Source organism: Methanobrevibacter gottschalkii DSM 11977 (assembly GCF_003814835.1).
Classification (GTDB): Archaea; Methanobacteriota; Methanobacteria; order Methanobacteriales; family Methanobacteriaceae; genus Methanocatella; species Methanocatella gottschalkii.
In genome coordinates, this window is sequence record NZ_RKRG01000001.1 from 354,389 (window position 1) to 380,865 (window position 26,477).

27 protein-coding genes are annotated in these 26,477 nt (G+C 30.7%); 7 read left to right on the top strand and 20 right to left on the bottom strand.

What is annotated here, in order from left to right; all coding sequences use genetic code 11:
- Window position 1: 1 nt before the first annotated feature.
- On the bottom strand, window positions 2-145 hold the full coding sequence (locus tag EDC42_RS09395) for a hypothetical protein (protein WP_170151642.1): 144 nt from the start codon (window positions 143-145) through the stop codon (window positions 2-4).
- Between the two features lie 76 nt (window positions 146-221).
- Here EDC42_RS09395 and EDC42_RS01820 point away from each other — a divergent pair, with 76 nt between their 5' ends.
- Entirely contained in the window at window positions 222-425 is a 204-nt protein-coding gene (locus tag EDC42_RS01820; protein WP_069574848.1) for an LSM domain-containing protein, read from the top strand.
- A gap of 2 nt (window positions 426-427) precedes the next feature.
- Here the strand turns inward: EDC42_RS01820 and EDC42_RS01825 are convergent, their stop codons facing one another.
- The 5 genes from EDC42_RS01825 to EDC42_RS01845 all read right to left on the bottom strand — a co-directional run bounded on the left by EDC42_RS01825 (window position 428) and on the right by EDC42_RS01845 (window position 5,344).
- A complete protein-coding gene (locus EDC42_RS01825) occupies window positions 428-1,435 on the bottom strand; it encodes a methanogenesis marker 12 protein (RefSeq protein WP_069574847.1) in 1,008 nt (335 codons plus the stop codon).
- Window positions 1,436-1,494: 59 nt separating this feature from the next.
- On the bottom strand, window positions 1,495-2,487 hold the full coding sequence (ilvC, locus tag EDC42_RS01830; RefSeq protein ID WP_069574846.1) for a ketol-acid reductoisomerase: 993 nt from the start codon (window positions 2,485-2,487) through the stop codon (window positions 1,495-1,497).
- A gap of 148 nt (window positions 2,488-2,635) precedes the next feature.
- Window positions 2,636-3,163, bottom strand: coding sequence for a beta-class carbonic anhydrase (locus tag EDC42_RS01835; RefSeq protein ID WP_069574845.1), 528 nt, complete (start codon window positions 3,161-3,163; stop codon window positions 2,636-2,638).
- A gap of 1 nt (window position 3,164) precedes the next feature.
- Entirely contained in the window at window positions 3,165-3,650 is a 486-nt protein-coding gene (gene ilvN / locus EDC42_RS01840) for an acetolactate synthase small subunit (protein ID WP_069574844.1), read from the bottom strand.
- A complete protein-coding gene (locus tag EDC42_RS01845) occupies window positions 3,647-5,344 on the bottom strand; it encodes an acetolactate synthase large subunit (RefSeq protein ID WP_069574843.1) in 1,698 nt (565 codons plus the stop codon). The genes ilvN and EDC42_RS01845 overlap by 4 nt, the downstream gene beginning before the upstream one ends.
- A gap of 95 nt (window positions 5,345-5,439) precedes the next feature.
- Between EDC42_RS01845 and EDC42_RS01850 the strand changes: the two genes are divergently transcribed.
- Together EDC42_RS01850 and EDC42_RS09780 are read left to right on the top strand one after the other, a co-directional pair.
- Window positions 5,440-5,772, top strand: coding sequence for a DUF2085 domain-containing protein (locus EDC42_RS01850; RefSeq protein WP_069574842.1), 333 nt, complete (start codon window positions 5,440-5,442; stop codon window positions 5,770-5,772).
- Window positions 5,762-5,827, top strand: a complete 66-nt coding sequence (locus tag EDC42_RS09780; RefSeq protein ID WP_123833386.1) for a zinc-ribbon domain-containing protein — start codon at window positions 5,762-5,764, stop codon at window positions 5,825-5,827. Before EDC42_RS01850 ends, EDC42_RS09780 begins: the two co-directional genes overlap by 11 nt.
- 417 nt (window positions 5,828-6,244) lie before the next feature.
- On the opposite strand, the gene argF is transcribed toward EDC42_RS09780, so the two are convergent.
- The 3 genes from argF to purD all read right to left on the bottom strand — a co-directional run bounded on the left by argF (window position 6,245) and on the right by purD (window position 9,387).
- Window positions 6,245-7,153 carry an ornithine carbamoyltransferase gene (argF, locus tag EDC42_RS01860; RefSeq protein WP_069574840.1) on the bottom strand — a complete coding sequence of 303 codons (909 nt, stop codon included), beginning with the start codon at window positions 7,151-7,153 and terminating at the stop codon, window positions 6,245-6,247.
- Between the two features lie 62 nt (window positions 7,154-7,215).
- Window positions 7,216-8,049: a TMEM175 family protein gene (locus tag EDC42_RS01865; protein WP_069574839.1), complete on the bottom strand. Its 834-nt coding sequence runs from the start codon at window positions 8,047-8,049 to the stop codon at window positions 7,216-7,218.
- Between the two features lie 27 nt (window positions 8,050-8,076).
- Window positions 8,077-9,387 carry a phosphoribosylamine--glycine ligase gene (purD, locus tag EDC42_RS01870; protein WP_069574838.1) on the bottom strand — a complete coding sequence of 437 codons (1,311 nt, stop codon included), beginning with the start codon at window positions 9,385-9,387 and terminating at the stop codon, window positions 8,077-8,079.
- A 106-nt stretch (window positions 9,388-9,493) separates the two neighbouring features.
- Between purD and EDC42_RS01875 the strand changes: the two genes are divergently transcribed.
- From EDC42_RS01875 to EDC42_RS01885, 3 genes are read left to right on the top strand one after another with little or no spacing between them, the layout of a single operon-like run.
- Window positions 9,494-10,858 carry an MATE family efflux transporter gene (locus tag EDC42_RS01875; RefSeq protein WP_069574837.1) on the top strand — a complete coding sequence of 455 codons (1,365 nt, stop codon included), beginning with the start codon at window positions 9,494-9,496 and terminating at the stop codon, window positions 10,856-10,858.
- Window positions 10,855-11,271: a MarR family winged helix-turn-helix transcriptional regulator gene (locus EDC42_RS01880; protein ID WP_069574836.1), complete on the top strand. Its 417-nt coding sequence runs from the start codon at window positions 10,855-10,857 to the stop codon at window positions 11,269-11,271. Before EDC42_RS01875 ends, EDC42_RS01880 begins: the two co-directional genes overlap by 4 nt.
- On the top strand, window positions 11,268-11,801 hold the full coding sequence (locus EDC42_RS01885) for a nitroreductase (protein ID WP_069574835.1): 534 nt from the start codon (window positions 11,268-11,270) through the stop codon (window positions 11,799-11,801). The genes EDC42_RS01880 and EDC42_RS01885 overlap by 4 nt, the downstream gene beginning before the upstream one ends.
- Before the next feature lie 291 nt (window positions 11,802-12,092).
- Here EDC42_RS01885 and argS read toward each other — a convergent pair whose 3' ends face one another.
- The 8 genes from argS to ilvD form a co-directional block, all read right to left on the bottom strand.
- Entirely contained in the window at window positions 12,093-13,793 is a 1,701-nt protein-coding gene (gene argS / locus EDC42_RS01890; RefSeq protein WP_069575742.1) for an arginine--tRNA ligase, read from the bottom strand.
- A gap of 19 nt (window positions 13,794-13,812) precedes the next feature.
- A complete protein-coding gene (locus EDC42_RS01895) occupies window positions 13,813-14,238 on the bottom strand; it encodes a signal peptidase I (RefSeq protein ID WP_069575743.1) in 426 nt (141 codons plus the stop codon).
- Between the two features lie 5 nt (window positions 14,239-14,243).
- A complete protein-coding gene (hemL, locus tag EDC42_RS01900; protein WP_069575744.1) occupies window positions 14,244-15,518 on the bottom strand; it encodes a glutamate-1-semialdehyde 2,1-aminomutase in 1,275 nt (424 codons plus the stop codon).
- Between the two features lie 9 nt (window positions 15,519-15,527).
- A complete protein-coding gene (locus tag EDC42_RS01905; RefSeq protein WP_069575745.1) occupies window positions 15,528-16,157 on the bottom strand; it encodes a cobalt-precorrin-8 methylmutase in 630 nt (209 codons plus the stop codon).
- A gap of 67 nt (window positions 16,158-16,224) precedes the next feature.
- A complete protein-coding gene (locus EDC42_RS01910; protein ID WP_069575746.1) occupies window positions 16,225-17,430 on the bottom strand; it encodes a BaiN/RdsA family NAD(P)/FAD-dependent oxidoreductase in 1,206 nt (401 codons plus the stop codon).
- A gap of 17 nt (window positions 17,431-17,447) precedes the next feature.
- On the bottom strand, window positions 17,448-18,767 hold the full coding sequence (gene aspS, locus EDC42_RS01915) for an aspartate--tRNA(Asn) ligase (RefSeq protein WP_069575747.1): 1,320 nt from the start codon (window positions 18,765-18,767) through the stop codon (window positions 17,448-17,450).
- 135 nt (window positions 18,768-18,902) lie between these two features.
- Window positions 18,903-20,186 (bottom strand): histidinol dehydrogenase, encoded by a 1,284-nt coding sequence (gene hisD / locus EDC42_RS01920; RefSeq protein WP_069575748.1) that lies wholly within the window; start codon window positions 20,184-20,186, stop codon window positions 18,903-18,905.
- A 7-nt stretch (window positions 20,187-20,193) separates the two neighbouring features.
- Window positions 20,194-21,843, bottom strand: a complete 1,650-nt coding sequence (ilvD, locus tag EDC42_RS01925; protein ID WP_069575749.1) for a dihydroxy-acid dehydratase — start codon at window positions 21,841-21,843, stop codon at window positions 20,194-20,196.
- Between the two features lie 126 nt (window positions 21,844-21,969).
- On the opposite strand from ilvD, the gene EDC42_RS01930 reads away from it, so the two are divergent.
- Window positions 21,970-23,082 (top strand): radical SAM protein, encoded by a 1,113-nt coding sequence (locus EDC42_RS01930; protein WP_069575750.1) that lies wholly within the window; start codon window positions 21,970-21,972, stop codon window positions 23,080-23,082.
- 178 nt (window positions 23,083-23,260) lie between these two features.
- Here EDC42_RS01930 and EDC42_RS01935 read toward each other — a convergent pair whose 3' ends face one another.
- The 3 genes from EDC42_RS01935 to EDC42_RS01945 all read right to left on the bottom strand — a co-directional run bounded on the left by EDC42_RS01935 (window position 23,261) and on the right by EDC42_RS01945 (window position 26,434).
- Window positions 23,261-23,881, bottom strand: coding sequence for a hypothetical protein (locus EDC42_RS01935; RefSeq protein ID WP_069575751.1), 621 nt, complete (start codon window positions 23,879-23,881; stop codon window positions 23,261-23,263).
- A complete protein-coding gene (locus tag EDC42_RS01940; protein ID WP_083234914.1) occupies window positions 23,881-24,723 on the bottom strand; it encodes a ParA family protein in 843 nt (280 codons plus the stop codon). Before EDC42_RS01940 ends, EDC42_RS01935 begins: the two co-directional genes overlap by 1 nt.
- A gap of 409 nt (window positions 24,724-25,132) precedes the next feature.
- Window positions 25,133-26,434, bottom strand: a complete 1,302-nt coding sequence (locus tag EDC42_RS01945) for a TrpB-like pyridoxal phosphate-dependent enzyme (RefSeq protein ID WP_069575752.1) — start codon at window positions 26,432-26,434, stop codon at window positions 25,133-25,135.
- Window positions 26,435-26,477: the final 43 nt, after the last annotated feature.

A 26,477-nucleotide genomic window follows, 5' to 3' on the forward strand; every position in this document is an offset into this window, starting at 1 on the left:
CTTATAAATTTAAATCTTTAAGTATTTTATCCCTTTCTTCCCTAAGTTCATTTAAAATTTTTTCATCAGTACATCCATCTCTTTTTAATTGAGCTATTGTACGAGTAATAGCTTCTAAATTACTTTCTAATTGATTAATTGCCATATTATATAATATAAATGTCAAACTATATAAAGATGAAACATCAAAATAAATGTAGAATATCGAGGATTTGAAAAAAATGAATCAAGATAAAGATAATGTAAATAAAATGTTTAAACAATTTAAGAATAAATATGTAACTGTTGATTTAAGAGGAAACTATCAAAGCGAAGGAAAAATAATCGCAATTGACAATTACTTAAACATCATCCTTGAAAATGAAAATGGTTTGGAAACTGTCAAAGGTGGAAATATCATTTTTATTAGTGTAAAAGAAGAATAAAGTTAGGAAATATTAACTTCAATACCCAATATTTCTTCTTTACCATTATAAACATCCATTGCAATTTGAGCAGCACCAATAGCTCCAGATTCTTTAGAAATTACTTTTAAATGATACTTATTTTTGAAATATTTATTAATTTCATCTTCAAAATTAAATGGTTCAATTGCACTTCCAATAGATCCAGTAAGTACAATTCCCTCAATTTCATTTTCACATATCACATCCAAACCAGCAATTTCCATTGCAACAGTCATGATTAAAGTATCAATAGCTAACTTTGCTTTTTCATCCCCATTTCTATACTTTTCTAAAAGTACATCTTTCACATTAGCGACTTTACCACTAATTCCTGCAATTTTAATTGCTCCAGCATGTGAAAAACAATCATTAGCCGAAGATTTTCCTTCATCAATATCCCTAATCATTTTTAAATCAATAGGTCCATGAACAACACCCATAGCGCCAAGACATGCATCCATAGCACCTTTAATTTTCCCGTTTTCAATCAGTATATCGACACTATTAGATGAAATATCTGCTACAATAAAATTAGACCATCCTGTTTCCTTTAATCCATTATAACAAATACTTACTTTTTCAGGACTAGCCTGATGAGAATAAGCTGCTCTAAATAATTCATTTAAAGAATTAGAGTCTTTATGAAGACCAGGAATCATGATTGAATCAATATCCAATGATTCTAATTCGGAAAATACGGAAGTTCCACCTCCAGTTACTTTTCCAGCTCCATCAATAGATAAAATACCTCTATCTTCAACTTTGTCTGTAGGCAAAATCTGGTTTATTCCATCACCCATGGCATAAGTGATAGCCATTAATTTTACAGAGTCCAGATCAACACGTTTTGTTATTTCTTCAGTTGCAGAAACTAAACCTTTTTTACTTTCTTCTCTTCCTAATTTAAAAACATCGAGTACCTCGCCATCATCAGACATTATGCAAAAAGAGATTCCAGTAGTTCCATGGTCCATTCCAATAAATACCATGATTACCACACTACAATATAAATAATTAAATAAAAAAATAGTAAAAGGATTAAAAAGACTTAATCATCTTTTTGTAATCCGCAAGCTTTTCTTAATCTTTCACCAACAATTTCGATTTCTTTTTGACCTTCAGCAGCTCTCATTTCTTTTAAATTAGCTCCATCAGTAGCATTTTCATCAGCAAATTGTTTTTTGAAAGTTCCATCTTGGATTTGTTTTAAAGCGACTTTCATACCTTCTTTTGCTTCATCAGTGATGATGGTTTTTCCTCTAGTTAATCCACCATATTCAGCAGTGTTACTTACATCATTCCACATTCCAGCAAAACCTTTTTCATAGATTAAATCAACAATGAGTTTTACTTCATGGCAAGTTTCGAAGTAAGCGATTTCAGGTTGATAACCAGCTTCAACTAAAGTTGTAAATCCAGCATTGATCAATTCAGTAATACCACCACATAATACTGTTTGCTCACCAAATAAATCAGTTTCAGTTTCTTCTTTGAAAGTAGTTTCTAAAACACCCGCTTTAGTTAAACCACATGCTTTTGCCATACCTAATGCGAGTTGTAATGCATCACCAGTAGCATCTCTTTCCACTGCAACTAAACCAGGAATACCAAATCCTTCTTCGTAAGTTCTCCTTACCATAGATCCAGGCCCTTTAGGTGCAAACATTACAATATTTACATCAGCAGCAGGATCAATTAAACCAAAATGAATGTTATAACCATGAGAAAATGAAATGGTGTTACCAGATTCCACATAAGGAGCTATTTGTTCTTTGTAAACCTTTTCTTGAATTTCATCAGGGAGTAAAATGTGAATAATATCAGCTTCTTTTGCTGCATCTTCGATAGTTTTTACAGTCATGCCATCTTCTTGAACCAAATTCCAAGAACTTCCATTTTTTCTTACACCAACAATGACATTAGCTCCACTATCAGCCATATTTCTAGATTGTGCTCTGCCTTGTGAACCGTAACCGATTACAGCTATGGTTTTTCCTTTAAGAGCATCTGTATTTACATCAGCATCGTAATACATTTTCATTTTAAAATCATCTCTTATTTTTTTTAATTAATAAATAAAATTGAATTGAATATATTATAAAATATCCATTATAATATATTAATTTTAATAATATATTAAGTTTTATATTTCATAAATCGAACATATGAAAAAATAGAAAAAAAGATGATTAGTAACCATCTACTAAAACTTTTAATTCACCAGTAACAACATCCAAAATAAGACCATGTACAGGCACATCAGGGATTAATGGGTGGTTTTTAATTTTTTCAACAACATTCTTAATATTTTCCTCTTCGTCGTCAAATCCGCCAATCCATTTAGACAAATCATATTTAGCGATGTCTTCTTCTTTGATTCCTCTTGCAAGCATTTTTTCTTTTAGAGCTTCAACATCTGCACCTGCCATACCACATTCAGTATGACCAACAACTAACACTTCTTCAGCTCCGAGGTTGTATAAAGCCGCTCCAATTGATCTGATTGCATCTTCTCCAACGATGGAATTTCCTGCATTTCTTACTATTTTTGCATCCCCTCTTTTAAGACCTAAAGCAGGTTCAAAAAAGTTAATTAATCTACAATCCATACAAGTTAAGATAGCTAAATTTTTTTGTGCATGGTGGGACATTTCTTCGCCTTCAAAGTTTTCAACAAATTTCTTATTATCTTCTAAAACATTTTCTAAAATACTCATTTTATACACCTCTAGCCATAGCGGTAAGGCCGGTACGGGAAATAGTTTTGATTCCGTAACCTTTTATTAAAGATATAAACGCATTAATTTTTCCTATATCTCCAGTAAGCTCAATAATTAAGTTTTCTTCAGAAACATCTACTATTTTTGCTCTAAAAATATTTGTATATTGCATTATTTCAGCTCTTGCTTTTTCATTAGGAATATGCACTTTAATAAGGCATAACTCCCTATTAACTGCATTTTGTGTAATATCTTTAATCTTTATAACATCAACTAATTTATTTAGTTGTTTTGTAACTTGTTCAAGGCCTTGTTTATCAGCATTGACACTAATTACCATACGAGATAATCCTTCAACTTCAGATGCTCCAACAGTAATACTGTCAATGTTAAAGCCTCTCCTATTAAATAACCCTGCAATTTTTTGTAAAACCCCTGGCCTATCCTCTACCAATGTGGATATAACATGATATTCTTTATTCATCTAATCACATCCTTCTCAAGTTTGTATTCACCAATCATCTCACTAATTCCGGCTCCAGGAGGAAGCATAGGTAATGCTTCTTCAGAATCAATTACAATATTTAATAAAACTGGTTCATTATCTTTAATTGCGGAAGCTACTTCTTTTTTAGTTTCACCAGGTTCGGTAATTCTAACACCATTTACACCAAAGCTTTCTGCTAATTTAACAAAGTCCGGACTATTACCAAGTAAAGTTTGTGAGTGTCTTCCATTATACAATAAACTTTGCCATTGATATACCATTCCTAAAGTTCTATTTTCCAAAACAATGGCAATAACAGGCAAATCATATTCACGAATGGTTGCTAATTCTTGACAAACCATTAAAAATCCGCCATCACCATTAAGTGATACAACAGGATATTCAGGACAAGCTACTTTAGCACCAATGGCTGCCGGGAATCCAAATCCCATAGTTCCAAGACCACCTGAAGAGATAAATTTACGTGGCTTTTGAGTTTCGAAGAAATGTGCTGCCCACATCTGATTCTGACCAACATCTGTTGTTAATATTGAATCTGAAGTTAATGCCTCAGCTATTTCTTTTATAACAGTTTGTGGTTTTAAGGGAACATCAGAATAAGAAACTCTAGGACGTAATTTTTGTTTTTTTTCTTTAATCATGTTTGCCCATTCAGTTACATCCCTGGAAACTTTATATTCTTTTAGATAATTATTCAATGAAGTTAAAACATTATGTGCATCCCCTACAATTGGTAAATCAACATCAACATTCTTACCAATTTCAGCAGGATCAATATCAATATGAATAACTTTAGTATCAGGAGCAAAACTATCTAATCTACCAGTAGTTCTATCTGAAAATCTAACACCAATAGCTATCAACAAATCTGATTCATTAATATAATCATTAGAAACTTTTCTTCCATGCATCCCAAGCATACCTAACGCCAAATCATCAGTTTCATCAATTGCTCCTTTACCTAAAAGAGAAGTCATGACCGGAGCATTAATAGTATGTGCAAGTTTTTTTAGTTCACAACATGCACCAGATATAATGACACCTGCACCAGCTAAAATCATTGGTTTTTTAGCATCTTTAATCAAATTGCAAGCTTTCCTTATTTGTCTAAGGTTACCTTTAGTGGTAGGATTGTAACCCGGTGTATCAATTAACGAATCATCAAAATCACTTAGTTCACCTTCTTGAACTTCTTTCGGAACATCAATTACAACAGGTCCAGGTCTTCCGCTTGCAGCAATTTCAAAACCAGATTTTATCATTGAAGGAATATAATTTGGATTTTTAGGCTGAAAACTATGTTTAGTAATAGGCATTGTAATTCCAATAATATCAGCTTCTTGGAATGCATCATTTCCAATCAAATGAGTAGGAACTTGTCCTGTAATAGCCACAATTGGAGAAGAATCCATATATGCTGTAGCAATACCAGTAACAAGGTTAGTCGCACCTGGACCAGAAGTTGCTAAACACACACCAACACGGCCAGAAGCTCTTGCATATCCATCTGCTGCATGAGCTGCGCATTGTTCGTGTCTTACTAATATATGTTCCATGTCTGAGTCATATAACATGTCATAAAACGGTATGGTTTGTCCACCCGGATAACCAAATATTGTTTTAACCCCCATGTTTTTTAGGGATTGAATTATCGCTTCTCCGCCTCTCATTGTAAAAACCTTTTATCTATTATAAATTAAGTTATAAGCATAAAAATATATATAATTATTGAAAAAATTTAATGTAGTAAACTTGTGTTGATACTATGGAACTAACAAAATATATTTGTCACAGAAAACCAGAGCGAAGTTTCCACATAAAAAATCATCAATTCCCAGTCTGTGCAAGATGTTGTGGATTTTACACAGGATTAATTGTTTATTTAATTTGTTATCAATTTTACAATCACAATTATGATTTAAATATGCTATTAATTTCTATGATTCTTATGATTCCCGTTGCAATTGATGGTTTCACACAATATTTTAGTTTAAGAGAAAGTAAGAACAACTTAAGATTTATAACAGGTTTAATTGGTGGGATTGGTTTAATAATCTTTTTAAAAATAATTATAAGGTGGATTTTATATGTATTGTAGAAATTGTGGTGAAGAGAATCCAGAAGAAGCAGTATTCTGTAAATTGCGGAACTAAACTAAAAGATGATGAAATTAAAAAAACAGTGATTGAACCTTCAGTGGAAGAAAATACGTATAATAATAATCAGAATATAAGATCTACAACTAATACAAATACAAATAATGAAAGTTGGATAGAATGTTGTTTATGCTTAATTGGAATTTTTATAATCTTTGCAATAATCGGATCAATTTAAAGTGAAAAACTAAATTCATTAACAATTATAAACTTTATTTTTACAATGAAAATATTCGTTCATTTCCATAATAGTAAACAGAATAAATAGTGATGCTGATTTGAATAATTCCAGATAAACAATCAGCATTTAAGGATTATTTACTAAATACAGAAATTACAATTCCCTTAAATATCAAATTTAATAATAATTCCATATTTAATATTTATAGATTTAAAAAAGTAATTTAAAAGAATTTAATCCTTCATATAATAATATAAAACAGCTTTTTGGGCATGCATTCTGTTTTCAGCTTCATCAAAAATAACTGATTTTGGTCCATCAATAACATCACCAGTTACTTCTTGACCTCTAATTGCGGGCAAACAGTGCATAAAAATAGCTTCATCATTAGCTATACTCATTAAATCAGAATTAACCTGAAATGGAGCAAAATCTATTTCTCTTTGTTTTGTTTCAGCTTCATCACCCATACTTACCCAAACATCAGTATAAACTACATCAACATTTTCCAATGCAACACCAATATCATCACTTACAATAATTTCAGTATTATTTTCCATAGCATACTCTTTAGCAGTTTTTAAAATAGTTTCAGAAGGTTCATAACCTTTTGGACAAGCAACAGACATATTCATACCAAGGAGAGGAGCAATCAATAAAAGGGAATTACATACATTGTTTCCATCTCCAACAAAACAGATTTTTTTACCTTTCCAAACACCAAAATGTTCTTTGATTGTTAACATGTCAGCCAATGCCTGACAAGGGTGTTCTAAATTAGTTAATCCACTAATAACAGGAACATCAGAGTGTTTAGCTAATTCAATTACATCATCGTGTTCAATAGCACGAATCATTATCCCGTCAACAAAACGGCTTAAAACTTTTGCAGTATCAGAAATTGGTTCTCCCCTACCCATTTGCAAATCATTAGAAGATAAAAAAATTGCTCTTCCACCTAACTGATACATTCCAACATCAAAAGAAACTCTAGTTCTTGTTGATGATTTTTGGAAAATCATTGCTAATGTTTTATCTTTTAGTGGTTTTTCTTCAATTTCACCTGCTTTAATTTTAGAGGCTAACTCCAAAATATATTTAACATCATCTTTAATGTCTGTAACTGATAATAAACTACCCATTCAAATCCCCTTTACAATAACAATAAAATTAACTATTTATTAAAAGTATTTATTAAAGTTATCTATTCATTCATTTTAAATCTAATATCCCTAATTGTAGATATTACAGGAACTAGTAAGAATAAATAAATAAAATAACTTGAAACATGGAAATCCAAGAGGTTCACAACAATGGTTAATCCCATTATCATTCCAAAAGTTTGATAAACATAATTTCGCTCTTTTTTTGAAGGCGCATTTTCAAGAAAATGCATTGAATTTGCATAATGATACATTAATAAGAAGGAAATTATTGTTAATAGAATATTAATTCCAAAAATGACTTCAGATAAAAAGAAATGTGAGTAATGTCCAATTAATGAAGTTGTAAATGGAACAAATGATATACAAATTAAAAAGAAAACATTCAACCATAAGTAAGGAATATTAAGATTATTCACTTTAATAAATTCATGATGATAAATCCAAAAAGAACTTAATAAAACAAAACTGACAACAGTAACTCCAATTGTTGGAGCCAAACTTGAAAAAAATGACAAAAATGTGGAATAATATGTTATCTGTAATTCTGGAAGTGCAATACCAAATACCAAAAGAGTCATTACCATTCCAAAGATTCCGTCTGTAAGACCCATTAATCTTCCAGGATCAATATCTATATTTTTCTCTAAAGCCTTTTTAAAACGTTGATAATAACTTAGACCTGTATTAATTCTGTTTAATTTTTCAGTTTTTATATCTTCATCATCAATCTGAGAATATTTATCAGCCAAATATGAAGCAAAATTATTTAATTTTTCTATTTCTTCTTCCGACTCGGCATTCTCTTTTAAAAACTCAAGTTTCTCAGATAACTCAAATTTTATTTTATCTAAATCTTTAGGCATATTATTCATAAAATCAAAAAAAAGAATAAAAGAAATTTAGCTTAAAATTTCTTTCATGTGTTCAACACGTTTGTTAACAAGTTCAGTTGTACCGACATCTCTTCTATGGTAAACATTACCTTTAACGAATTCACATGCTTTTTCAGCTATTTTTTCAGCTTCTTCAATAGAATTACCACTAGCTACAATACCTAATGCCCTTGAGCCAGATAAGTGAATACCATCATCTTCTGCAGAAACTGCTGCATAAAATACTTTAGCACCTAATTTCTCGATAGATTCTTCATCTACATCAACCAGATCTCCAGCGAATTCTGTTTCAGGATATCCGTCAGGCACTACATATTTACATACACTTGCTTTATCTTTAAATTCTACTTTATCTAAGTTACCATCAACAATAGCTTGACAAACATCAATTAATGGAGTTTTAAGTAATGGTAAAACATTCATTGCTTCTGGATCTCCAAATCTTGCATTGTATTCAATTAGTTTTGGACCGTCAGCAGTTAACATGAATTGGCCATATAAAATACCTTTGTATGGTTCAGCTTCTTTAGCAATAGCTTTTAAAGTAGATTCCATAATTTTTACAGCATCATCATAATCATTTTGAGTTAAAAAAGGCAGTAATCCTCCAACATCAGAATAAGATCCCATACCACCAGTAATTGCTCCAACATCCCCTTCAAATGCATGAGGATGGTCTTGTGCTGCAGGCATTGGAGCTAAGTGTTCACCATCACAAAATGCCTGAATTGTAAATTCCTCACCAATTAATCTTTCTTCAATAATTACTTGAGCAAATCCACCCATTACATTGTCAATTACTTCACATGAATATTCTTTTGCTTCTTCATTATCTTTTAAATGATCACCAACAATTTTAACTCCCTTACCTCCAGTTAATCCAACAGGTTTTACAACAACATCCCTCTCAAATTCATCTAAAAATGCAGAAACATCAGCAGAGTTATCAAATACTTTGTAAACAAGTGATCCATCAATATTATAATCTTCAAAAAGTTTTCTCATGAATGATTTATCAGTTTCAATTCTTGCTGCACTTTGAGTTGGTCCAACACAACTGATCCCATTTTTTTGAAGTTCATCGACAATTCCTTTTCCAAGAGGAGCTTCAGGACCAATAAATGCAATATCAATATCCTTTTCAACAGCATATTCTGCTACTTTTTCAACTTCACCCTCATCACCTTGTTTAAATTCAGCAATTTTAGACATTCCAGGGTTTACTTTACTCATGTAACAGTATAATTCCACATCCTCTTTTAAAGCATCAGCAATAGCATGTTCACGAGCACCAGTTCCAACAACTAAAACCTTCATAATATAGTCTCCTGTTATTTATGTTTATGTTAGTGAAAATATTTATATATTAACACTTGCATATACAAGTGTATCATTGCATATGCAAGAGTAAGAGGAAAATAATATGGAAAAAAATTCAAATATAGAAATGATTACAGGAGATCCTAAAAAGGCAATTAATAAATTATCAATACCAATTATCGCTAGTATGTTTTTAATTTTCGCCAACAATATTATTGACAGTGTTTGGGTAGCAGGACTTGGTGCAGATCCATTAGCTGCACTAGGATATGTAACACCATTATTTATGGTGCTTATCGGAATTGGAAACGGAATAGGTGCTGGCGGTAACTCATTAATTTCACGTTATATTGGAGCTGAAAAGAGACAGTCAGCCAATAATGCCGCAATTCACAACTTAATTTTAGGAATAATTTTATCAATAGCAGTCTCAATAATTTTACTTACATTTTTAAAACCATTATTAATTGTTATGGGAGCATCAGCTGTTTTAAAATACGCAATGGATTACGGAATTGTAATTTTTGCATTTTCATTTGCTATGTTACTTCCACCAATCTTCGGAGGAGCATTCAGAGCAGAAGGAGATGTAAAAAGAGCAACAATACCCCTTGCAATTTCAGCAATAACCAATATGATTATTGACCCAATTTTCATTTATACATTCAATTTAGGGGTCGCAGGTGCAGCATGGGCAACTGTTATTGCACATATATTCGCAGTAGCTGCAATGCTTTATTGGATGCTTGTTAAAAAAGATACCTATCTTAAATATAATCGTGAAAGTTTTAAAAATGATTTAACAATGTATAAAGATATTTTAGTTGTGGGTATCCCAGCCAGTTTAGAACAATTAATCTTATCTGCATTAACAATAGTTGTAAATTTCATGCTTACAATTGTATCAGGACCTGTTGCAGTAGCTGTTTATACAGCAGGTTGGAGAATAATAAACATCGGAATGCTTCCGGCAATTGGAGTTGGAACTGCAGCAATATCAGTTTCAGGAGTAGCATATGGAGCTCGTAAATATGAAAATTTAAGAATTACAGCAAGATATGCAGTTAAAGTTGCATTAATAGCTTCAATTATTGTTTGTATTATATTAAATATATTTGCAAATCAAATTGCATTCATATTTTCATATTCTGAAAGTAGTGCTCAATTAGAACCATTAATTGCAAGTTTCTTACAAATTATGTGTTTATTTATATTATATGTACCATTTGGAGCAAGTGCAGGAAATGTATTCCAAGGAGTTGGAAAAGGATCCATTTCATTTATTTTAACATCATTTAGGGAATTTGTATTAGTATTAATCTTTGCATATGTACTTGGATTTACCCTCAATATGGGGGAATTCGGAATATACTGTGGAATGCTTCTAGGTGGAGGAATTGGTTCATTAATATGTTATATTTGTATTGAACTATATATCAACAGATTAATGAGGAGTATTGAATCATGAAGTTTAATGAAAATAAACCCAGTGCTGCATTTATTTCAATAATTCATAAAGAACATGCTAAATACATTAACGAAAATGTAAAGGATGAAGACTTAAGCTTTGGCCTCCATCCAATTTTAATCATAATATATGAAAATGAAGGAATAAATCAGGAAAAATTAGCTGAAGTATTGCATTTAAATGAAAGTACAATAACAAGAAATCTTAAAAAACTTGAAGATAAAGGATTTATTGAAAGAATTAAAAATAAAAGAAAAAAAATTATTAAATTGACATCTAAAGGTAGAAAAACAGCTCAAAAAGTTATAAATTACGATTACAAATGGGATGAAAAATTAAAACAAAATTTAACAGAAGAAGAATATGCAAATTTCTTAGAAGCACTTAGAACAATTTGTGAGGAATTACTATGAATCAAACAATAAATGACTTAAAAAGTAGAAGAAGCATCAGAAAATTTAAAGACAAACAAATCAGTGACGAAGATTTAAAAACTATTTTAGAAACTGGAACTTATGCACCAACTGCAAGAGGAATGCAATCCCCTAAAATTGTTGTGATTCAAAATCCAGAAACTATTAAAGAATTATCAAAATGGAATAGAAGTTATTTCCCAGTTGATGTTCCCGAAGATATGGATCCATTTTATGGAGCAAAAACAATATTAATTGTTTTAGCAGATAGCAAAATGCCAACATTTGTTGAAGATGGTGCTAGCGTACTTGCAGTTCTTGTAAATGCCGCTCATGCAATCGGTGTTGGATCCTGCTGGATTCACAGAGCTCGTGATGAGTTTTCATCTGAAAAAGGAAAAGCATTACTTAAAAAATGGGGCATTCCTGAAAGTTACGAAGGAATTGGCCATGTAGCCCTTGGTTATCCTGACATGGAATCACCTAAACCATTACCAAGAAAAGAAGATTACATCCACTATGTGGACTAATTTTTTATTATTTCTCCCATTTTGCAATAATTTATGTAGCATTATTAAATTAACAATATAATTCAAAATTTTCATAAAATGAAGCTAAACTCAAAAATCCAAAAATTTCTGAAATAAATTCAGAAATTATACAAGACTGTTCGCCAAAAGTAATTTTTTCGATGTAAATTTTTCTTTGTTTTTGAATTGAAGTATTTTTAATCAGTTTCAAAAATTAATTTTAGATTTTTGGCGGACACCCACAATATAAAAAAACAAGTCAAAAAAATTAAAGATGAGTTAAATCCCCATCTACATTTTTTCAGGTGCAACAACACCTAAAATATCTAAAGCATTTTTAATAGTTGTTTTAGCCCTATCAACTAAAATTAGTCTTGTATTTTCTAAATCAGACCCAATAACTTGTTGTGATTTGTAGAATTTATTAAATGAACCAGCTAAATCTTGACAGTACTGAGTAATATTATGAACTCTTTGTTTGTTAGCGCAATCTTCAACAACTTGTGGGAATTTAGCTATTTGCCTTACTAATTCCTGTTCATCCTCATTAGGAATCCAATCATCACTAACAGTTAAAGAATTAATATCTTTACCTGATTTTGCAAGTAATTTGCATGCCCTTGCATGAGCATATTGAATAGAAGCACAGCCTCTTTCAAAGCTTAAAGCTTCATCCCATTTGAATGTCAGGTGTTTTTCAGGAGACAATTTAGCAATAAAGAACCTAATTGCTCCAACACCAATATCTTCAGCCATCGGTGCAATTTCCTCTTCATTTAATTCAGGGTTTCTAGATTTGATTTCATCATGAGCTCTTGAAACTGCCTCATTAATTAATTCATCAACAGATACAAATTTACCTTTTCTAGTAGACATTGACCCCTCCGGAAGTGTAATAAATTCATAAAAGATTACTTCAGGAGCCTTTTGTCTTAAAATTTCTTCAAAGATAACTTTAATTTGTTTAGCTGCTAATTTATGGTCTGAACCTAAAATATCAAGCACAGTATCACCTAAAGTAGCTTTGTATTTGTGATAAGCTAAATCCCTTGTAGAATAAAGAGAAGTTCCGTTAGATCTTCTAAGTACGAACTCTTTATCAATATTAAAATCAGTTAAATCAATGAACAGTACATCTTCTTCTCTTGTAAATCCTTCTTTTTGGATGTAATTTACAAGATTATTGACTTCCCCACTTCTTACAAATTGACCTTCCCATACAAAATCATCATGGACAATATTCATTCTTAAAAGAGACTCTTTCATTCCAGAAATACATTTAGCTACAACATCTTCGAAGATTTTATTTAATTTTTTATCAGAGCCTTCTTCATATTTTCGGATTAATTCATCAACTTTATCATTTAAAGCCTCATCTTCTTCAACAGCTTTGTTTGCATCGAAGTATAGTTTTCCAATTTTATGGTCTATTTTGTCCCCATCATAATCTTCAATTTTTAAACCACATTCAGTTATACCACACACAATAATAGCTATTTGTCTTCCCATATCATTTACATAGTATTGAGTTATAACATCTCTTCCAGCTAATTTTAGCAATCTTGAAAGAGAATCCCCAAAAATAGAATTTCTAATGTGCCCAATGTGTAATGGTCCATTTGGATTTGCTGAAGTGTGTTCCAATACAATCTTTTCACCATATGCTGGAAGTTGCCCATAATTTTCATCAACTTTTTCCAATAATAATTTAGAGAATTTACTGTAATCAATGAAAAAATTAACATAAGGTCCAAAATTTTGTACTTTAGAAAAAATTTCAGGCACTTCAATTTTCTCAACTAAACCTTTTGCAACCTCAGGAGGTGAAGTTTTTAATTTTTTAGTAAGTGCAAATGCAATTGTGCTTGCTAAATCACCTAAATTTGGATTAGGTGGAAATTCTAATTTAAAATTTCTATCAACTTCTACATCATATTGATCTAATGCTTTATTAATAGCATCAATAGCTTGTTTTTCAATTTCAAAATACATTAACTCACCTTAATAATAATTATAACCCTCTTAACCAAAGGGAAAGATAACCAATTTTTGGAATTACGACTAAATTATCATCAACTGTTACTACTTTTTCTTTTATTTGACTTGAAGTAACATAATATGGGTCAGGAGCATTATTATTATCTCCTTTAATTACATACATCGTAGTTCCATTAATATCTGTAATATTAATAATTCTATGGATAACTGGCTGGTTATACCAAGCTGCATCATAAACAACTACATCACCAACTTTGACATCACTTGCATTAAACTCATGAATACCAAAGAAATCTGCTTTTTCAACTAAAACAATGTCACCCCTATAAAAGGCAGGTTCCATACTTCCAGATACAACAACATTAAGATGTTGAGCGGCAATTAAAACAATAATGAGGATAACTACATATGATGCAATTTCTTTATAATCAATTTCCATTTAAACTACCTTCTTCTTTTTTTAAAAGCTTCATGTAAAGAAATTTCAATAGCATCTGAAGTTTTTTGTAAATCTTCCATACTATGAGCATTTGAAATAAAATTACATTCAAATTGGGAAGGTGGAATGAATACACCTTGTTTTAATAATGATTTAAAGTATCTTAAGAATTTTTTTCTGTCAGATTCCTGAGCATCAGCATAATTATAAACTGGTGCTGGATTGAAATAAATTTGAAACATGGATGAAAACCCAACCGGTTGAACATTATATTCTTCATCATCAATTATAGATTGAATATTGCCTCTAAGAAAATTACCTTTCCTTTCTAATTCTTTGTAAAATGCATTATTTAATTGAGTTAAAGTAGATATTCCTGCTTGTACAGATATAGGATTTCCTGAAAAAGTACCTGCCTGATAAACAGGACCATTTGGAGCAATTAATTCCATGATTTCTTTTTTACCACAAAAAGCTCCCATAGGAAGTCCGCCACCAACAATTTTACCAAGAGTAGTTAAATCAGGAGTGACTCCATAATATTCTTGAGCTCCCCCTCTGGAAGCTCTAAAACCAGTGATAACTTCATCAAAAATTAGAACTATGTTATTTTCTTCTGTAATTTTTCTAACAAATTCTAAAAATCCCGGTTTTGGTTCAATACAACCAACATTACCCATGACAACTTCCATTATAATGCAAGCAATATTGTCACCTTCTCTTTCAATTAAATCTGTTAAAATCTCTTCATCATTAAATGGAACAGATAAAGTGTTTTTTGTAGTATCAACTGGAATACCTGCACTATCAGGCAAAGTTGCAGCACCAGATCCTCCTTTAACCAATACATAATCATGTGCTCCATGATAAGCACCTTCAAATTTAACAATTTTATCTCTACCCGTAAAACCACGTGCCAATCTAATTGCACTCATAGTGGCTTCAGTACCACTATTACAGAATCTTACCATTTCAGCAGATGGAATTCTATCAATAACCTCTTTTGCAAGAGTAATTTCATTTTCAGTTGGAGTACCATAAGCAGTACCAATAGTTAATTGATTAGAAACCTCCCTTACAACTTTAGGATTAGCATGCCCTAAAATTAACGGACCATATGCTAAACAATAATCAATGTAACTTTTTCCATCTTCATCAGTAAGTTTTGAACCTCCGGCATTTTTAACAAAAAATGGATAAGGTTTAAAAGCACGTACAGGAGAATTTACTCCCCCCGGAAAATAATTTTTAGATTCATTGAATAATTCTTCAGAATTCATTTTATCACGTTATAAATGTTGTATTAATGAATTTACACAAGCAACTGCTATCGGTGTTCCACCTTTAGGTCCTTCAACAATAATATTAGGAATATTAGAATTATGTAGAGCTTCTTTTGAATCAGCAGCTCCAACAAAACCAACAGGAACTCCAACAATAGCTTTAAGATTCATTTCACCTTTTTCATATAAGTCCATAGCTTCAAAAACAGCAGTTGGCGCATTGCCCGAAACCACAATACCCTCAAAACCATTATCAGCAGCATAACGCATTGCGGCAGCTGCTCTTGTAATTTGATTTTCTTTAGCTATTTTAATAACTTCTTTATTTTTTATATAACACTCTACTTCCCCTTCATATCTTGTAATACCATATTTAACCATATTAATATCAGTTAAAATGGTTTCTTTATTTTTTAGGGAAGCCATAGCTGCATCTACAAAATCAGGACTAATTTTTACTAATTTTGCATATTCAGGATCAGCTGTTGAGTGGACAATCCTCTCAACAATATCCCTTTCAGCAGGATTTAAATCTTTGACATCATCTCCAATAAGGTTACGGATAATTTCCCTACTTTTATTAGCAATATCCAAACCTTGTTTAGTTGATGCACCCATGAACATTTTGTCTGACATATTATAACTATTAGTAAATATATAAGTTAAATATTTTGTTTATTTGATAAAAAAATTAAAATAAAAATTATTTTTCACTTGCAGATAACCCAGCCAGATAACCTGTTGAAAAAGCAATTTTTAAATTATAACCTCCTGTAGGTCCATGTAAATCTAAAACTTCACCTGCAAAGTATAAATTAGGTATGATTGTTGATTGCATTGTTTTTGGATTAACATTATTTAAATCAATACCACCAACTGTTATTTTAGCCAAATCATTATTAAAACCTTTTATTTTAAAATTAAAACTTTTTAAATTTTTAATTAAACGATTTTTACTTTTTTTATTAATTCTTGATAATTGAGTTTCCCTGTCAAGATTTATTTCGTCTAAAAAGAAATCAATGAAGTTGTTAGTTAAAAATAATTTTAAATAATTTTTAATCATCGTTTTTCCTTTAACTTGAAAGTCTTGATTGAATTTTTCTTGTAATTTTTCACGGCTGAAATCAGGGCATAAGTCAATAGCTATTTCAAAATTAATATCACAATTATCATTTTCCAATAAGTTATAACTTATACTTTCTGATATAAAATTACTTAAATCAATAATTGCCGGACCAGTTAAACCAAAATGGGAAATTAAAACATTACCTTTAACTTTAGTTTTCTTATAACTTACAATAACATCATATAATGTTATACCAGCAATATCAGACAAATCTTTTTTTGTAATTAATGGTGATAGTCCATATTTAATATCAGTAATAGGCTGTTTTGTTAAAGAATAGTTTTTAATGCTGCAACCAGTTTTCGGATATGTTATACCACCTGTAGCAATAATTATCTTATCTGCTTTTAACTTATCATTTATAACAAAATCCTCATCGATGCTTTTAACTTCGAAGTTATAACTTATAATTATATCTTCTAAGTAATCAGTTAAAATTTTTAAGATATCAATAGATTTTTCAGTTTCAGGAAATATTCTATTATTTGCTTCTTCAATGAATTTTAATCCTTTATTCTCAAAAAAAGATAGTAATTTTTCATTTGAAAGTGTATAAAAAGCGTGTTTTAAAAAATTTTTTTGAGGATAGAATTTTAATAACTCTCTTATTGGTTTAGCATTCGTAATATTACATCTCCCTCCACCAGTAGTTAGGAGTTTACGACCCAATTTAGGATTTTTTTCAAGTAATATTACGCTTGAAGAATTTTGACTTGCAGCTATTGCGGCCATTATTCCTGCCGGTCCTCCACCAATTACAGCTATTTCATATTCTTCCATAATATCTAAAAAAGGAATTAAGGAGTTAATCTGTGTCTGTCTCTTGGGAATAGTACACATTCACGGATGTTTTCAGAGCCAGTAAGTACCATAGTTAATCTATCAGCACCTAAACCCCAACCTGCATGAGGAGGCATACCATATTCAAATGCTTTAAGATAACTTCCAAATCCATCAGGATTTAATCCTCTTTCTTCTATTTGTTTTACAAGTAAATCATGCTGATGAACACGAGTAGCACCAGAAGATAACTCTAAATTATTATACATTAAATCGAAAGCATGGGAGTATTTTTCATCTCCTTCTTGAGGCATTACATAAAATGGTTTAATTGCAGACGGCCATTCAGTTAAAAAATAAAATCCACCCATTGAATCGCCTAATGCTTTTTCAGCTTCACGAGATAAATCTTCTCCCCATTCCATTTCAACTCCACGTGAATTTACAATATCAACAGCTTCATCATAAGTTACAACAGGGAAATTTCCTTTAGGCACATCTAATTCATATCCTAAAATAGATAATTCATCACTACATTTATCGTTGACATCAGTTAATACGTTGATAAGCATGTCATTCAATACTTTCATTACATCAACATCGTCCATGAAAGAAGCTTCTGCATCGATGGAAATAGCTTCATTCAAGTGTCTTAAAGTATCATGTTCTTCAGCTCTGAAAATTTGACCAATTTCAAAGACTTTGTCCATTCCAGCACCCATCATCATTTGCTTGTATAATTGAGGAGATTGACCTAAGAATGCTTCTTTTTCAAAGTAAGTAATTGGGAATAATTCAGTACCTCCTTCAGTAGCGGAAGCTACAAGTTTAGGAGTATTAATTTCATGAAATCCATTATTATAAAAATAATCTCTAATAGTATGGAACATTTGACCTTTAATTTTGAAAATTGCTGAAACATTTTCTTTTCTTAAATCAATGAATCTTGAATCTAATCTGGTATCAATTCCGGCCTGAACTTTTTCAGTAGGATCCATTGGTAAAGGTTGATTAGATAAGTTTAATACTTTAATTTCATTAGGAATTATTTCAACACCATTAGGTGCTTTTGGAGCTTCTTGAACTAATCCTCTAACAGCAACAACTGACTCTTTTCTGAATTTTCTAATATCTTCTAATATTTCCGCTTCTACTTTTTTACTTGGAGCAGTTAATTGAACTCTACCAGTAACATCTCGGATAACAACAAAAATAATACCGCCTAAATCACGGATTTCATGTACCCATCCCATGATGGTAACATCACTACCTGCAATATCAGGGGTAGTTTCTTTAGCATAATGAGTTCTTCTCCAGTCATTTAATAAACCTTGCAAATTATTCACCTCGGTTGTAAAAATAAAATAATGATAAAATTTTCATTATGAATTTAATTTAGTTTTAATGTTTTATAAAGATATGTAAAAAAATGATTAAAAATAAGAAAGTAAAAAATAGCTAAATAATTTTAGCTATTTCCAATCATCTTTAAGTCTTGTTTTAAATGAGTTTGCATGTTCAAAGAAACCTTCATACTCAGCAATAGGTACCGAAGTTTTTGATAATTCTTTAAGACCCTCTTTAGTAATTCGCTGAACAGTGGGTTTTTTAATAAATGCTTCAGTAGATAATCCTGAATACATCTTAGCTCCACCTCCGGTCGGAAGAACATGGTTAGTTCCGGATCCATAATCTCCTGCTGCTACTGGTGAATAAGAACCTAAAAAGATAGAACCAGCATTATTAATGTGTGATAATGTATCATCATCATCTTTAGTAGATATGATTAAATGTTCAGGAGCATATTCATTTGTGATATAAATAGCCTCTTCAAAAGTGTTAGTGATAATAATTTTTCCACTTTTAGATAATGATTTTTCAATAATTTCACGTCTTGGAGCAACTTCAGTTAATTTTTTTACAAATTCATCAACTTCAATAGCTAATTTTTCAGAGTCAGTAACTAAAAAACAAGATGCATTAGGATCATGTTCTGCTTGTGCTAATATATCAGTTGCTAAAAATTCCGGATTTGCAGTTTCATCTGCTAATATTAACACTTCAGATGGTCCTGCAGGGAATTCAATATCAACTTGACCATACACTAATTTTTTAGCTGCAGTAACGAATATATTTCCCGGGCCCACAATTTTTTCTACTTGCGGAATAGATTCAGTTCCATATGCAAGACCTGCAATAGCTTGTGCTCCACCAACTTTGTATATTTCATTAGCACCGGCAATGTCTGCTGCAACCAGTATAGCATCTAAAATTTTACCATCTTTTTGCGGAGGAGTAACGCATACAACCTTTTTAACACCTGCAATTTTAGCAGGAATGACGGTCATTAAAATTGATGAAGGGTATGCTGCTCTTCCACCAGGAATATAACAGCCAGCAGAGTTTATAGGCCTTACAATCTGACCTGCAACAATACCCGGATTTACTTCAATTTCCCATTCATGAGGAATTTGTTTTTTATGAAATTTTTCAATATTTGATGCCGCTTGTTTTAAAGCAACAAGTAAACTATCATCTAAAGTATCATAAGCTTCCTTTATTTCATCTTCAGATACTTTTAAATTTTCTATTGTAACTCCATCAAATTTTTCAGTATACTCACGAATAGCTAAATCATGATTGTTTTTAACATTATCCAAAATATCTGAAACAATACCTAAAACTTTATTTACATCTTCTTCTGATCTTTTTATAGTTTCAACTAAATCAATATCAGAATATTTTAATATTTCCATTTTAAAACTACCTTAAAATAGCACCTGTGTCAGCAGAGTGAACTAATTTTTGATATAATCTTAACCAGCCATCTAATTCCCTTTCAGGGTGTTTAACTGATTTTAATCTTTTCTCGATTTCGTCATCTGAAAGTTCTACATTAATAGATCTATTATTAATATCAATTTCAATAATATCTCCATTTTCGATGGCTGCAATTGGACCATTTTCCATTGCTTCAGGAGATACATGTCCAATACAAGGACCTCTTGTTCCACCAGAGAACCTTCCATCTGTTATTAAACCTACATCTTTAATGTTCATACCAGCAAGAGCTGAAGTTGGATTTAACATCTCCCTCATACCCGGACCTCCTTTTGGTCCTTCATATCTAATTACAACAATATCCCCTTCTTTAATTTCATGATTAAAGATTGCTTTTGTAACATCTTCTTCACAATCATATACTTTTGCAGGTCCCTTAAGATGCATTAAATGATCAGCAACTGCACCTTTTTTAACAACACTTCCATTTGGTGCAAGATTACCTTTTAAGATTGCAATTCCACCATCTTCATGGACGGGATTATCCAAAGTATGAATAACATCAGTATTTTTATTTTCAACAGTTTCTAAGTTTTCTTTAATTGTCTTACCAGTTACTGTTAATTGATTAATATCAATTTTATCACCTAATGTTTTCAATACCGCTTGAATTCCACCAGCTAAATGTAAATCCATCATTGAATCTTCACCAGCGGGAGAGATAAGAGCAATATGAGGAACATTTCTTGAAATTTCGTCAAATAACTCTAAATTAACATTTAAATCTTTTACTTCACTTGCAATAGCAGGAATATGAAGAGCAGTATTAGAAGAACCTCCTAATGCCATGTCAACAGCTATAGCATTGTTGAAAGATTCTTGAGTCAGAATATCAGATGGTTTAATATTCTCTTCAACAAGTTTAACAATTTGTTTACCAGAATCTAATGCAATTTGATTGTTCTCTTCTGTTCTTGCATGAGTAGTTGCACAAGTTGGAAGAGATAAACCTAAAGTTTCAGTTATACATGCCATTGTATTTGCAGTAAATAATCCAGAACAGCTACCAGCACCAGGACAGGCACATTTTTCAAGTTCATAAACTTCTTCTTCAGACATTTTTCCTGCAGAATGAGCACCAACAGCTTCGAACACAGTAATTAAATCAGCACTTTTACCTTTATATTCACCTGAAATCATTGGTCCGCCAGTTACAACAATAGATGGAACATTAACTCTAGTTGCACCCATAATCATTCCAGGAACTACTTTATCACAGCTTGGAATTAATACAAGTCCATCGAAAGCATGACCCTTAGTCATACTTTCAACTGTAGCAGCAATAATTTCTCTTGAAGGAAGTGAATATTTCATGCCTTCATGATTCATACTAATTCCATCGCAAATTGCCATAGTATCAAATTCAAATGGAATACCACCAGCAGCAATAATACCTTCTTTTACAAATTCAACAAGTTCTCTTAAATGGATATGACCCGGAACAATATCTGTAAAACTATTTGCTATACCAATGAACGGTTTTTTAAAATCATCATCATCAAGACCACAAGCTCTTAAAAGAGATCTGTGTGGAGCTCTTTGAATTCCTTTTTTTACACTATCACTTTTCATTTAATCACACAATTAAATTATTAACCATTGATATATATTTAATTAATAACTTTTATAATATTGTGTAAAATAAACATTGCTTAAATAGAAACATTTTTAAAACTAATAAATAAAATATTGATTACTATGAGTACACTAGAAAAAATGAAAATTTTAACTGATTCGGCTCAATATGACTTATGTGATTATGTTAGTCATCATAAAAGTTCTCAGATAAATTTACCTGGAATTTATGAAGCAATAGGTCATAATGGATGTAAAATTCCACTTTTTAAAACACTCATGACCAATAAATGTAAAAATGATTGCAAATATTGTATTAATCAATCCAAAAGAAATTTTACAAGATTAGAACTATCACCTGAAGAACTTGCAAGAGCGTTTCTTGGATATTATAATAGAGGATTAGTTAATGGTTTATTTTTAAGTTCAGGAATATCTGATGATGTAGACTCCACTATGGAAAAACAAATAGAAACCGTGAGTCTTCTTAGAAAAAAATATGGTTATGATGATTATATTCATCTTAAAGTTATACCAGGAGCAAGCAGAGACTCGATTAAAAGAGCAATGGCATTAGCTAATAGAGTTAGTATCAATATTGAAGCTGCAACATCTTCAGGTCTTGCAGAATTATCATCAACAAAGGATTATAATAAAGATATATTAAAAAGATTGTCATGGATAAATTCTCTACAGCATAAAAGTACAACATATCCAAATTCTACACATACAACACAATTAATTATTGGAGCAAACAATGAAACTGATAAAGAGATATTAAGTAGAATGGAAAAAATATACAAAAAATCAGATCTGAAGAGAACATATTTCTCAGCATTTACTCCAATTGAAGAAACAGAATTTAAAAATAAGGAAGCTTGTTCAACAGATAGAACATCAAAGTTATATAATGCAGATACTTTAATTAATTCTTACAAATATAATGTTAAAGAATTAATATTTGATGAAAGTGATAAGTTATCTCTTACACAAGATCCGAAGATTCTAGCTGCAAAAAATATGAATATTTTTCCAGTAGAAATAAATAGTGCACCTATTAGAGAACTTATCAGGGTTCCGGGAATTGGGGTAAAATCTGCTCATGAAATTGTATCTATTCGTAAGAAAAAACCATTTACGCATAAAGAACAACTTCAAGAATTAGGTGTTATAACAAATAGAGCAGATCCATATATTAAAATTAATGGAGAATATCAAACAACTTTTAATTTCTAGATTGTTTAATAATTTATTTTATTATTAAAGTAATTTAATTTAATATAAATAAGACTAAAATATAATATAATAATAGATATAATTTTTTACAATATATTTTTAATAAAATCTACTCAGTATTATTTCAAGTGTAAATAGAATAAAAAATGTAATATAAATATATAATAATAAATAAAAATTAGTAATCATCGAATAATGCCCATATTTCAGGGTATTTTTTAGCAACAGCCTCTTCAATTAAGTTAGAAGCCTCTTTTGAAATACTAAACTCAGGTTCAGTTTTTCTTAAATATCTGAAAACCGCAGAGGATCTTGAAGACCATAACGTAATTCTAGGATTTTTATCAACAATTTCCTTAACTTCAACTATATGTTCCTGAATTTTAGTTTCCTGAGTTGTTGATGTGTTTTTTTCATTATTTTGAATAGATATGTTTTCAGATTCTTTAATATTCTCCGATACATCTTCCTTTAAAGTAGTTTCATTTGAATCAATAGACTTTTCTTGATTATTTTTTTCTTCCTCTATCTCTTCAAATATATTTTTTTGAGTTTCATCATTTCCAGATTCTTCAAGAGTTTCATCTTTAGAAATCTCTTCTTCATTAGAATTATTATTAACATCGTTGGAAGATTTTTCTTTAGGAGCATTTTTTTCTTCAGAATCCTTAATTTCTTCATTATTTTCAGTTTCATTCATAATATCTTCAAGAGATTGAGTAGAATTGCTATCAAAATCTTCATTATAAAAATCTGGAATTAATGAAGCTAATCCTTTACCAAGACTTTTTCTAGCCATTATTTACCCCCAGCAACTTCAGAATCTTTTTTAACTTTGTCAATATTGGTTTTAGCAATATTTAATTGGACATTTTCATCTCTTTGAATGATTTCTTTAGCTAATTTCAAATAAGATTTAGTACCAGTGCTATCTGGATCATAAATTAAACAAGGTTTACCGAAACTAGGAGCTTCAGCTAATCTTATATTTCTTGGAATAATAGTTTTAAAAAGTAAATTTGTTTCGCCAAAGTAATTTTTGAGTTCTTTACGAACATCTTTACTAAGTCTAGTTCTTTTATCGAATAAAGTGAGGAGAATTCCTTTTATAGGAGTTGGACTTCTAAGTCTTTTTTCAACTAATTTAATAGTATTTATCAAATCAGCTACTCCTTCGAGTGCATAATATTCAGCTTGAATAGGTATTAAGACACTATCTGAAGCTACCAAGGCATTGACTGTTATGACACCTAATGAAGGAGGCAAATCAATGAATATATAATCAAATAATGGTACAACATCTTTAAGAGTTTCTTGTAAAACAATATGATAATTTTCACGTCTAGAAAGCTCCATTCCAGCTCCACTAAGAGATATATTACTTGGGATAATAAATAAATTTTTAATAAACGTAGGAATTGTTGCTTTTTTAACACTAATATCTCCTATAAGAGCATCGTATATTGTATTTTCTATTTTAGTTTTATCAATCCCAAAACTAGTTGTAGCATTAGCTTGAGGATCCATATCTACTACTAAAACAGATTTACCCATTACTGCTAGAGATGTTGCAGTATTAACAACAGTAGTTGTTTTACCACAACCCCCTTTTTGATTCATCACTGCTATTATTTCACTCATTAAAGAATTCTCCTGTTTATGATAAGTTTTAAGTTATCAGTTTTACTTATAACTTAAAAATTTAAAGGGTTAAAAGAATAACTTTTACATTATTCAGTATAAGTTAAAAGGGTTAAGTTATATCTTTTCAGGAAAAACTTAAATGAAATAAATTATCAGTTTTAACTTCTAAGGGATAGGAATTAAGTTTTAAGTTAAAACCTCAAAGTTATAAAAAATAAGTTTTAAGAAATAACTTATCATAACTAACTTTTAACAAATAAGTTATATTTTATAACTTCTATCTTATAAAGTATTTGTTTTCACAAATAAGTTATTAGTTATTTGTTAATAGTTATAAGTTATAACTTAAATAAAATAATAAGTTATAAGTTATAATACTAAAAACTGAAAAAAAAGAAAGACAATGTTATTTAGAATTAGGCATTGAACCTTCAAAATAACTTGCATATCCTTTTAAATCTAACATCCCATGTCCTGAAAAGTTCATGACAATAGTTTTTTCTTCACCAGTTTGTTTACATTTCAATGCTTCGTCAATAGCAACTTTAATTGCATGAGTAGTTTCAGGAGCAGGCAATACTCCTTCATTACGAGCAAATGTAATTCCTGCCTCAAATACATCTCTTTGATGAGCAGATCTAGGTTCAATATACCCTTCTTTAGTTAAAAGAGATACTTGTGGAGACATACCATGATATCTTAATCCACCTGCATGTACAGAAGGTGCAACGAAGTCATGACCTAAAGTAAACATTTTAAGCATTGGAGTAAATCCATTTACATCCCCAAAATCATATTCATAGCTTCCTTTAGTTAAAGTAGGACAGGCACTTGGTTCAACAGCAATAAATTGAGTATCTGATTTATCCGCAATTTTATCTTTAATAAATGGGAATAATGAACCAGCAAAGTTACTTCCACCACCAGCACAAGCAATCATTATATCAGGTTCTTCACCTGCAATTTCCAACTGTTTTTTCAATTCTTGACCGATAATTGTCTGATGTAGCATTACATGATTCAATACACTTCCTAAAGTATATTTAACTTTTTCATTCTCTAAAGCTTCTTCCATAGCCTCAGAAATAGCTACACCTAAAGATCCAGGGTGATTTGGATTTTGAGCTAGAATTTCACGACCAACTTTAGTATTTTCACTTGGAGATGCAAATACATTACCATTATAAATATTCATGATACTTTTTCTATCAGGTTTTTGCTGGAAAGAAACTTTAACCATATAGACAGTGCATTCTAAATCAAGCAAGTTACATGCAAGAGATAAAGCAGTGCCCCATTGACCAGCACCAGTTTCTGTAGTTAATCTTTCAATACCTTCTTTTTTAGCAAAATATGCTTGAGGAATTGCAGAATTTAATTTATGAGACCCCGTGGGGGAAGTGTCTTCACGTTTATAATATATTTTTGCCGGAGTGTCCAGATATTCTTCAAGTTTTGTTGCTCTAAAGAGGGGAGATGGTCTTCCCATCTGCATGTAAAGTTTTCTAACATCTTTTGGAATTTTTATGAAACGTTCAGTTGAAAATTCTTGCTCCAAACCTACTTTTGTAAATGCTTTCTGAAGAGAAGAAATTTGATCATTTCCTTCACTGTTTTTAGGCATTGGAAGTTCGACAGGCAAATCAGCGTTAATATTGTACCATTTTTTTGGTACCTCATTAGAGTTTAATGTAATTTTATAATCCATAATAATAGTTACTATATTGCACTATTTAAATCTTTGTTGTACT